Here is a 9,531-nt window from a genome sequence, read left to right as displayed (position 1 = left end):
ACCGCCCCCACCCCCCCCGCCCCCCCCCCCGCGCGGCGCCGCCCGGGCGCCGCGCGCCGGGGGCGGGGGGGGGGGGCGGGCCCCCCCCCCCCGCGCCGACGTCACCACCGAGTACTACCTGAACGACGCCGGCGTGCAGATCTCCAAGTTCGCCGGCTCGCTGAAGGCCGCCGCGAACGGTCAGCCCGTCCCCGCCGACGGCTACGTGGGCGAGTACATCGGCGACATCGCCAAGGCCATCACCGACGGCGTCCCGGGCGTGCTCGACCTGCCCGACGCCGAGCAGCTGGAGGCCTTCCGCACCGAGGGCCTCAAGCTCATGGTGGCCGAGATCCAGCGCTCGATGCAGGAGTTCGGTACCCACTTCGACGTCTGGTTCTCGGAGAAGTCGCTGCACGACTCCGGCGCGGTCGAGAAGGCCATGGACCGGCTGCGCGAGCAGGGCCACGTCTTCGAGCAGGACGGCGCGGTCTTCCTGCGCACCACCGACTTCGGCGACGACAAGGACCGCGTCCTGGTCAAGGCCGACGGCGAGACCACCTACTTCGCCGCCGACGCCGCGTACTACCTGTCGAAGCGGGACCGCGGTGCCGAGGTCTCCGTCTACATGCTGGGCGCCGACCACCACGGCTACGTCAACCGGCTGAAGGCCATCGTGGCCTGCGCGGGCGACGACATGGACCGCAACATCGAGGTCAAGATCGGCCAGTTCGTGAAGATGCTTCGCGACGGCGAAGAGGTCCGCATGTCCAAGCGGGCCGGCAACATCATCACGATCGACGACGTGATCGAGTGGATCGGCGTGGACGCCGCCCGCTACACCCTGACGCGGTCCCCCACGGACTCCACCATCACGCTCGACATCAACGTGCTGACCAGCCAGTCCAACGAGAACCCGGTCTACTACGTCCAGTACGCGCACACCCGGATGTGCGGTGTGGCCCGCAAGGCCGCGCAGCTCGGTGTCGACAAGGGCGCGGCGCAGGACTTCAAGCCCGAGCTGCTCGCCACCGTGTGGGAGAACGACATCCTCGGTGCCCTCGGCGAGTTCCCGCGGATCCTGGCCACGGCCGGCGAGCTGCGCGAGCCGCACCGGGTCGCCCGCTACCTGGAGGACCTGGCGGGCAAGTACCACCGCCTGTACGAGAACTGCATGTTCCTGCCCAAGGGCGACGAGGAGCTCACGGACACGCACCGCGCCCGGCTCTGGCTGGTCGAGGCCACGCGAACGGTGATGGCCAACGGCCTGACGCTCCTGGGCGTCACGGCGCCCGAGCGGATGTAGGCACCACCCCCAAGTGCGCAGCGGGGGCGGCTGACGGTCAACGGAGACCGTCGCCGCCCCTCGCCATAGGTCAAGGAAGCAGGACATGTCTCGCTCCGCACACCCCGCAGGCCCCCGTCACGGTGACGTGCTGCCCGAGGGCCACTACTCCGCCCCGCCGGCCGACCTGAACGCGCTCGACCCCAAGGTCTGGTCGTGCACCGTCGCCCGCGACGCCGAGGGCGTGGCCACCGTCGGCGGGATCGACGTCAAGTCCCTGGCGGCCGAGTTCGGCACGCCGGCCTACGTGCTCGACGAGGACGACTTCCGGGCCCGGGCGCGGGCCTGGCGCGACGCCTTCGGCACCGAGGCGGACGTCTTCTACGCCGGCAAGGCGTTCCTCTCCAAGGCGATCGTGCGCTGGCTGCACGAGGAGGGCCTGAACCTCGACGTGTGCAGCTCCGGCGAGCTGACGGTGGCGCTGGCCGCCGGGATGCCGCCGCAGCGGATCGCGCTGCACGGCAACAACAAGACGGCGGACGAGCTCGAACACGCGGTGAAGACCGGCGTCGGGCGCATCGTGGTCGACTCCTACGAGGAGATCGAGCGGCTGGCCGCCATCACGGCCCGCCAGGGCGTCCGCCAGCAGGTGCTGATCCGGATCACTGTCGGCGTCGAGGCGCACACCCACGAGTTCATCGCCACGGCGCACGAGGACCAGAAGTTCGGGCTGTCACTGGGCAACGGATCGGCGGCCGAGGCCGTGCGCCGGGTACTCGGGCACGAGGGCCTGGAGCTGCGCGGCATCCACTCGCACATCGGCTCGCAGATCTTCGACACCGCCGGCTTCGAGGTGGCCGCCCGCCGGGTGGTCGGCCTGCTGGCCGAGATCCGCGACGAGCACGGCGTCGAGCTGCCCGAGATCGACCTGGGCGGCGGCCTGGGCATCGCGTACACCAGCGAGGACGACCCGCGCGAGCCGGCCGAGATCGCGGCCGCGCTGGCCGACATCGTGCGCCGCGAGTGCGCCGCCGCGAACCTGGACACCCCCCGGCTGAGCGTGGAGCCGGGCCGGGCGATCGTCGGCCCGACGGCGTTCACGCTGTACGAGGTCGGCACCGTCAAGCCGCTGGAGGGCCTGCGCACCTACGTCAGCGTGGACGGCGGGATGTCCGACAACATCCGGACCGCGCTGTACGACGCCGAGTACTCGGTGGCCCTGGTGTCGCGCCGCAGCGACGCCGAGCCGATGCTGGTGCGGGTGGTCGGCAAGCACTGCGAGTCCGGCGACATCGTGGTCCGGGACGCCTTCCTGCCGGCCGACCTGGCCCCGGGCGACCTGATCGCGGTGCCCGCCACCGGCGCGTACTGCCGCTCGATGGCGAGCAATTACAACCACGCCCTGAAGCCTCCCGTGCTGGCCGTCAAGGACGGTGCCGCGCGGGTGATCGTCCGGCGCGAGACGGAGGAGGATCTCCTGCGTCTCGATATCGGATGACGAAATCCTTGTCTCAGATCATGGAACGACCGTAGATCCGTGCGGGAAGTCCCCGAGACTGGTACGGACCGAAGTTCCCGGCGGCCCCCAGAATCCCGCCGGAATTACCGAAGCACGAAGAATGCAGAGCGGAGTCGGATGATGCGTACGCGCCCGCTGAAGGTGGCGTTGCTGGGTTGTGGTGTGGTGGGCTCCGAGGTGGCGCGCATCATGACGACGACGGCCGACGACCTCGCCGCGCGCATCGGTGCCCCGGTCGAGCTCGCCGGGATCGCGGTCCGCCGGGCCGGCCGGGTGCGTCCGGGCGTGCCCGAGCACCTGATCACCACCGACGCCGAGGCCCTGGTCAACCGGGGCGACATCGACGTGGTGGTCGAGGTCGTCGGCGGCATCGAGCCGTCCAAACACCTCATCCTGTCGGCGTTCGAGCGGGGCGCCTCGGTGGTCAGCGCCAACAAGGCGCTGCTCGCCAAGGACGGCACCGAGCTGCACGCCGCGGCCGCCGGGGCCGGGGTGGACCTGTACTACGAGGCCGCGGTGGCGGGCGCGATCCCGCTGCTGCGCCCGCTGCGCGAGTCCCTCGCGGGGGACAAGGTCAACCGGGTGCTGGGCATCGTCAACGGCACCACCAACTTCATCCTCGACAAGATGGACACCTCCGGCGCCGGCTACTCGGAGGCGCTGGAGGAGGCCACCGCGCTGGGCTACGCCGAGGCCGACCCGACGGCCGACGTCGAGGGCTTCGACGCCGCCGCCAAGGCCGCGATCCTGGCCGGCATCGCCTTCCACACCAAGGTCACCGCGGCGGACGTGTACCGCGAGGGCATCACCGAGGTGACCGCCGCCGACATCGCCTCCGCCAAGGAGATGGGCTGCGTGGTCAAGCTGCTCGCGATCTGCGAGCGGGCGGCGGACGGCGAGTCCGTCACCGCGCGGGTCCACCCGGCGATGATCCCGCTGTCGCACCCGCTGGCCTCCGTCCGCGAGGCGTACAACGCGGTGTTCGTCGAGGCCGAGGCGGCCGGCCGGCTGATGTTCTACGGCCCGGGCGCGGGCGGCTCGCCGACCGCCTCCGCGGTGCTCGGCGACCTGGTCGCGGTCTGTCGCAACAAGCTGGCCGGCGCCACCGGTCCCGGTGACTCGGTGTACACGCAGCTGCCCGCCAAGCCGATGGACGAGGTGGTCACCCGCTACCACGTCAGCCTGGACGTGGACGACCGTGCGGGCGTCCTCGCCCAGGTCGCGTCCGTCTTCGCGGAGCACGGCGTCTCCATCGACACCGTGCGCCAGCAGGGCCGCGACGGCGACGCCTCGCTCGTCGTGGTCACTCACCGTGCCACCGACGCCGCGCTGTCGGCGACGGTCGACAAGCTCCGCGCGCTGGACAGCGTGCGGGACGTGGCCAGCATCATGCGGGTCGAAGGGGAGTAAGGAACAGCCATGAACGCCGTTGCCGAGAACGTCGTCCGAGGCGCGCACACCCACCAGTGGCGCGGCCTGATCGAGGAGTACCGGGACCGCCTGCCGGTCACCGCGGCCACCCCGGTGGTCACCCTGCTGGAGGGCGGCACGCCGCTGGTCCCCGCCCAGGTGCTGTCCGAGCGCACCGGCTGCGAGGTCTACCTCAAGGTCGAGGGCGCCAACCCGACGGGCTCCTTCAAGGACCGCGGGATGACGATGGCCATCTCCAAGGCCAAGGAGGAGGGGGCGCAGGCCGTCATCTGCGCCTCCACCGGCAACACCTCGGCCTCCGCCGCCGCGTACGCGGTGCGGGCCGGGATGGTCTGCGCGGTGCTCGTCCCGCAGGGCAAGATCGCCCTCGGCAAGATGGGCCAGGCGCTGGTGCACGGCGCCAAGATCCTCCAGGTGGACGGGAACTTCGACGACTGCCTCACCCTCGCGCGTGAACTGTCCGAGAAGTACCCGGTGGCGCTGGTCAACTCGGTGAACCCGGTGCGGATCGAGGGTCAGAAGACCGCGGCCTTCGAGATCGTCGACATGCTCGGCGACGCCCCGGACATCCACGTCCTGCCGGTCGGCAACGCGGGCAACATCACCGCGTACTGGAAGGGCTACCGCGAGTACTCCGCCGACGGCCTGGCCACGCGCACCCCGCGGATGTGGGGCTTCCAGGCCTCCGGCTCGGCCCCGATCGTGGACGGCGCGCCGGTGCTCAAGCCGCAGACCATCGCCACCGCGATCCGGATCGGCAACCCGGCCTCCTGGGACTTCGCGCTCGCCGCGCGGGACGAGTCGGGCGGCCTCATCGACAAGGTGACGGATCGTCAGATCCTGTCTGCCTACCGGCTGTTGGCCGCACAGGAGGGCGTCTTCGTGGAGCCCGCCTCGGCTGCCTCGGTGGCCGGCCTGCTGGCCAAGGCGGAGGCCGGCCTGGTCGACCCGGGCCAGCGCATCGTCTGCACCGTGACCGGCAACGGCCTCAAGGACCCGGACTGGGCGGTGGCCGGCGCACCGCAGCCGCAGATCGTCCCGATCGACCCGGAGGCGGCGGCGCAGCGCCTGGGCCTGCTGGACTGACCTGCCGTCGGGCCCTGCGGGCGCCCGACGCCTCGACGGGCCGACCCTTTCGGGGGTCGGCCGCGGCCGGGGGGGGGGGGGGTGGCAGTGCCGGGCGGGGGGCGGGGGGGCCCGCCCCCCCCGGCGCGGGGCCCACTTTGGGGGGGGCCGCCCCGTCGATGTTCTCCGGTGACACTTTTGTGTCAATTACGCCGCGCATTCCGATCCGATTCCGGTACGCATTCCGGCCAGAAGCGGCAACACACCAGATCGGAGGACCACGGGGTGTACCACTGGGGAACCTCTCTTCGATACTCTGGGTTCGGCCGTGTGGCACATGCCCCGGGTCCGGCCTTCTCCAGGCCGCGCCAACGACCGTGACCGCCCGCCCCGCCGGGGCCTGCGGTCCATTCCCCGCCTTCGCACCGACGACGCGATCCGCGCCGCCCGATTTCCCCAGGAGAGTCCACCGCATGGCCGGTCCCGCGTTCCGTGCCGCCGCCGTCCGGGTCCGGGTTCCCGCGACCAGCGCCAACCTCGGCCCGGGCTTCGACGCCTTCGGCCTCGCGCTGGGCCTGTACGACGACGTGGTCGTCCGGGTCGCCGACTCCGGGCTCTCCATCGACATCGCCGGCGAGGGCGCCGAGACGCTGCCCCGCGACGAGCGCCACCTGCTGGTCCGCTCGATGCGCGCCGCCTTCGACCGCCTCGGCGGCCAGCCGCGCGGCCTCGAAGTGGTCTGTGCCAACCGGATACCGCACGGCCGCGGCCTCGGCTCCTCCTCGGCCGCGATCTGCGCCGGCATCGTGGCCGCCCGCGCGGTCACCATCGGCGGCCCGTCCGCGCTGGACGACGACGCGCTGCTGGCCCTCGCCTCCGAGCTGGAGGGCCACCCCGACAACGTCGCGGCCTGCCTGCGCGGCAACTTCACCATCGCCTGGACGGACGAGGAGTCGGCCAAGGCGGTCAGCCTGGAGCCCTCCGACCAGGTCGTCCCGGTGGTGTTCGTCCCCGCCGACGAGGTGCTCACCGAGACCGCCCGCGGCCTGCTGCCGAAGACCGTCCCGCTGACCGACGCCGCCGTCAACGCCGGCCGCGCCGCGCTGCTGGTCGAGGCGCTGACCAGGCGGCCCGAGCTGCTGCTCGCCGCCACCGAGGACCGCCTGCACCAGGACTACCGCTCCTCCGCCATGCCCGACAGCGCCGCCCTGGTGGGCGCGCTGCGCGCGGAGGGCGTCCCCGCGGTGATCTCCGGGGCCGGCCCGACCGTCCTCGCGCTCACCGACGAGGCGGGCGCCGACAAGGTGCTCTCCTTCGCCGGGCACCACGGCCACGGCGGCGACCCGGCGTTCGCCGCGCACCGCCTGGAGCTCGACCGGATCGGGGCCACCGTGCTCCCGCTGGACGGCTGAACGGCCCGTCCGGGCTGCTCGTCCGGCCTGGCCCGGCCACCTGCCGAGCCGGGCCGTCCGGACACGATTGGCAAGCGCAAGGCTGGGGAATGTCTGAGGGGGTCGGTAGTGTTAACCTCATTGCTGCACCAGGTGCCCTCCGGGGCTCGGTGCGCCGCGTCCCGATCCCAGCACTCCACTGCCGTGGAGTCGCGGCGATGCACGGGGCGACGATTCTCCGGGAGCCCACCGCAGCGCGTACGCAGCCTGCCTGCGCGACACGCGGCCGCATCCCGAAGCCGTGACGGCACCTGACTCCCACTCGCGGCCTCCCACCTTGAGGCCAGGACGGGCGGAGCGCGGTCCACCGTCACGCGACGGGGGCCCGGGATTCGCAGGCAAGCGTGGGGGTACGCCCGGTCGGCACACGACCGACCGGCCCGCCGCGCCACTCAGCACCACCGTGCTTCACGCACCGCACCTCGCAGCTCTCCCTCGACCGGCTTCCGCCTTTCGGGGGATCACCGCCTCGGACCGACGCAGTCGAGCGTCGGTCAGGACAGCACAACCGGTCGCCGAGCCAGACAGGCCGACGTCCGCTCCAGGGAAGGACCCTTAGTGAGCGACTCCACCGATCTGATGGGCGCGCGCCAGGACGCCGAGGCGTCGGACGCAGCCGCCGCCCCCGCGACCCCGGCGCGGCGCCGCCGTACCGCCGCCGCTGGCCTGGACGGCATGGTCCTGGCCGAGCTGCAGAAGCTCGCCGGGGACCTGGGCATCACCGGTACCGGACGCATGCGCAAGAGCCAGCTGATCGAGACCATCAAGGAGAAGAGCGGCGGAGACCCGCTGCTCGCCGCCGGTGGTGCTCCGGCCGCCGCCACCAAGCGCACCGCCGCCAAGGCGGACGCCGCCGAGGCGCCGGCCGAGAAGCCGGCCCGCCGCACCAAGGCCGCCGCCGCTGCGGCCGCCGCGGCCCCGGCCGCCGCCGAGTCGCAGGCCCAGATCGAGATCCCGGTCCAGGCCGCCGCCGAGACCGCCGCGCCCGCCCGTGCCGAGCGCACCCGCCGCCGCGCCACCTCGGCCGCCGGCGCCCCGACCGCCGACGTCACGGCCGACGCCGCCGTCGTCGTGGCCGAGCCCAAGCAGGCCGAGACCCGCCAGGCCGAGACCCGCGCCTTCGAGGGCCGCGAGGAGGGCCGCACCGAGACCCGTCGCGACCGCCGGGACCGCCGGGACCGCAGCGACCGCCCGGAGCGGGCGGAGCGCCCCGAGCGGGCCGAGCGCCAGGACGGCGGCGAGGCCCAGGACGGCGACTCCCGCGAGTCGCGCCGCGACCGCCGCAACCGCCGCGAGCGCACCGACCGCCAGCCCCAGCAGGGCGGCGGCCAGCAGCAGGCCGCTCAGGGCGACGGCCAGCAGGCCCGCCAGGGCGGCCAGCAGACCCAGCAGCCGCAGATCCAGCAGGGCGGCTACGACGACGACGAGTTCGGCGACGGCCGCCGCGGCCGCCGTGGCCGCTACCGCGACCGCCGGGGCCGTGGCGCCCGCCGCGAGGGCTTCGAGGCCGGCCCCGCCGAGCCGCAGGTCGGCGAGGACGACGTCCTGATCCCGGTCGCGGGCATCCTCGACATCCTCGACAACTACGCGTTCGTGCGCACCTCCGGCTACCTGCCGGGCCAGAACGACGTCTACGTCTCGCTCGCCCAGGTCCGCAAGAACGGCCTGCGCAAGGGCGATGCCATCACCGGCGCGGTGCGCCAGCCCAAGGACGGCGAGCGCCGCGAGAAGTTCAACGCCATGGTGCGGCTGGACTCCGTCAACGGCATGGACCCGGAGAGCGGTCGCGGCCGCCCCGAGTTCAACAAGCTCACCCCGCTCTACCCGCAGGACCGGCTGCGCCTGGAGACCGAGGCGGGCATCCTGACCACCCGGATCATCGACCTGGTGTCGCCGATCGGCAAGGGCCAGCGAGGTCTGATCGTCGCGCCGCCGAAGACCGGCAAGACGATGGTGCTGCAGGCGGTCGCCAACGCGATCACCCACAACAACCCCGAGTGCCACCTGATGGTCGTCCTGGTCGACGAGCGTCCGGAAGAGGTCACCGACATGCAGCGGTCGGTGAAGGGCGAGGTCATCTCCTCGACCTTCGACCGCCCGGCCGAGGACCACACCACCGTCGCCGAGCTGGCCATCGAGCGCGCCAAGCGCCTGGTGGAGCTGGGCCACGACGTGGTCATCCTGCTGGACTCGATCACCCGCCTCGGCCGCGCCTACAACCTGGCGGCGCCGGCCTCCGGCCGCATCCTGTCCGGTGGTGTCGACTCGACCGCGCTGTACCCGCCGAAGAAGTTCTTCGGCGCCGCGCGCAACATCGAGAACGGCGGCTCGCTGACCATCCTGGCCACCGCGCTGGTCGAGACCGGCTCGCGCATGGACGAGGTGATCTTCGAGGAGTTCAAGGGCACCGGCAACATGGAGCTCAAGCTCGACCGCAAGCTCTCGGACAAGCGCATCTTCCCGGCCGTCGACGTGGACGCCTCCAGCACCCGCAAGGAGGAGATCCTGCTCGGCAGCGAGGAGTTGGCCATCGTCTGGAAGCTGCGCCGGGTGCTGCACGCGCTCGACTCGCAGCAGGCGATCGAGCTGCTCCTGGACAAGATGAAGCAGACCAAGAGCAACGCCGAGTTCCTGATGCAGATCGCCAAGACCACCCCCGGCTCCAACGACTGACCGTAGCCGGACGGTTGTCGCCCACCGAACCCCGGACCCCCCGCGCGGGCCCGGGGTGCGGTGGAGTATAAACAAAACCCACCCCCCCACACCCCCAGGGTTGGGGGTTGCGCGGGTGGGGGGGGTAA

At 72.5% G+C, this 9,531-nt stretch carries 6 protein-coding genes; all 6 read left to right on the top strand.

The genetic code is table 11. The features are described 5' to 3' along the window. Nucleotides 1-1,285 (top strand): arginine--tRNA ligase (locus ACFV61_RS16970; RefSeq protein WP_380492361.1); only part of this gene is annotated, 1,285 nt, incomplete at its 5' end. Between the two features lie 85 nt (nucleotides 1,286-1,370). Further along, nucleotides 1,371-2,762 (top strand): diaminopimelate decarboxylase, encoded by a 1,392-nt coding sequence (lysA, locus tag ACFV61_RS16965; protein ID WP_063347818.1) that lies wholly within the window; start codon nucleotides 1,371-1,373, stop codon nucleotides 2,760-2,762. A 138-nt stretch (nucleotides 2,763-2,900) separates the two neighbouring features. Then, on the top strand, nucleotides 2,901-4,193 hold the full coding sequence (locus ACFV61_RS16960; RefSeq protein ID WP_063347817.1) for a homoserine dehydrogenase: 1,293 nt from the start codon (nucleotides 2,901-2,903) through the stop codon (nucleotides 4,191-4,193). A 9-nt stretch (nucleotides 4,194-4,202) separates the two neighbouring features. Further along, on the top strand, nucleotides 4,203-5,300 hold the full coding sequence (thrC, locus tag ACFV61_RS16955) for a threonine synthase (protein WP_063347816.1): 1,098 nt from the start codon (nucleotides 4,203-4,205) through the stop codon (nucleotides 5,298-5,300). A 452-nt stretch (nucleotides 5,301-5,752) separates the two neighbouring features. Beyond that, a complete protein-coding gene (gene thrB, locus ACFV61_RS16950) occupies nucleotides 5,753-6,691 on the top strand; it encodes a homoserine kinase (RefSeq protein ID WP_063347815.1) in 939 nt (312 codons plus the stop codon). Between the two features lie 597 nt (nucleotides 6,692-7,288). Further along, nucleotides 7,289-9,403, top strand: coding sequence for a transcription termination factor Rho (gene rho / locus ACFV61_RS16945; protein WP_063347814.1), 2,115 nt, complete (start codon nucleotides 7,289-7,291; stop codon nucleotides 9,401-9,403). Nucleotides 9,404-9,531: the final 128 nt, after the last annotated feature.

Origin of the sequence: Kitasatospora sp. NPDC059817 (assembly GCF_042731835.1) — a bacterium.
In the GTDB taxonomy this organism is placed as follows: Bacteria; Actinomycetota; Actinomycetes; order Streptomycetales; family Streptomycetaceae; genus Kitasatospora.
This window is presented reverse-complemented; position numbering and strand designations above follow the sequence as displayed.